Raw genomic sequence first — 1,301 nt, 5'->3', positions numbered from 1 at the left:
TGGGTGTCAACGCAAATTCCCCCGACGCCAATAACCGCCGTTATAAGCGTACCGAGGGCAAGAAAACCATCTACTACGTAGGTGCACTGGAGATAGTGGACGAGGGCACAGACGGCGGCGAATTTGCGAACCAGAAGTACATACGCCGCAGCATCAACGGCGATGCGGTGCAAACTTACCACCCCAATGGTCAGGCAAGCATGCAATGGCTGTTCACCGACCATCAGGGCTCTGTGGTGGCGATCACCGACAACGCCGGTAAATTCCTCAAACGCTCTAGCTACGATGTGTTTGGTAAACAAAGCGAGATAGTCAGGCCACCCAGCAGTGACGCCAGCTACACCCACTGGTCCACAGCAAGCATGGGAATATTCACCCGGGTGCCCAACAACAGCCGCAGCTACACAGGGCATGAGCCCATCACGCTGGGTGGCGACAACCGTATCATTCATATGAATGGTCGGATCTACGATGCAGATACGGGTCGGTTTATGCAGGCGGATCCGTTTGTTCAGGCGCCGAGTAACCTTCAAAACTATAACGCTTATAGTTATGTGTTGAATAATCCGCTGTCGTATACGGATCCGAGTGGGTATTTTTTTAAGAAGCTGGCAGGTACTTTATTGAGTAGAAAAGGTGCACAAATGATTGGCTTTTCGCTCGGCGGGCTTACAGGTGCATGGTTAGGAGGGCGAGCTTACGACCGAATTATGGGAAGTGAAGGCCTGCAAACTGTTGTTGCAGTTGCTTTAAACTTTGTGCCAGGTTGTCAGGTTTGGTGTTCGGCGCTATTTAGTGCGCAAGTAAATTATTATCATACGGGAAACGTTGGCTCAGCTCTCAGAGCAGGCACTACGTCAGCTGCAATTGCAGGCGTTTTTTACGGTATAGGTCAAGGTGCGGTAGCGCTGGATGCAGTGGGCAGCCCTCTTCATATAAGCGCACATGCGGTTGCAGGCGGTATCATTGCTGATGTTCAAGGTGGAAATTTTGGACATGGCTTCTGGAGTGCGGGGTTGACTAAAGCCGTTAATGTAAATAGCTTTATGCCGGGTGACGGCACTTTAATGGATATAGCAAGGACTATTGTTGCAGGGGCGATTGGTGGTACTATTTCCCAACTGACTGGTGGTAAATTTGCTAATGGCGCTATAACAGCGGCTTATGCTCAGGCTTATAATGGTAACAATGAACTTAAAAAGGCCGCGAAAACTCCACAGCAATCACATGCATCGGGTGAGTACGCCACAGATAACGGTGGGCAAATTAAGTACTTGCAATCTTCTGATGTTGCTGGTGTT

The 1,301-nt window shown here is 49.9% G+C and carries 1 protein-coding gene; it reads left to right on the top strand.

Annotated features, from left to right (window positions below):
- Window positions 1-1,301: RHS repeat-associated core domain-containing protein (locus N475_RS02650; RefSeq protein WP_346243037.1), on the top strand; the 1,301-nt coding region annotated here is incomplete at both ends.

The organism is Pseudoalteromonas luteoviolacea DSM 6061, assembly GCF_001625655.1.
Lineage (GTDB): Bacteria > Pseudomonadota > Gammaproteobacteria > Enterobacterales > Alteromonadaceae > Pseudoalteromonas > Pseudoalteromonas luteoviolacea.
The sequence above is the reverse complement of the archived record's forward strand: the minus strand, read 5'-3'. Positions and strand labels throughout refer to the sequence as shown.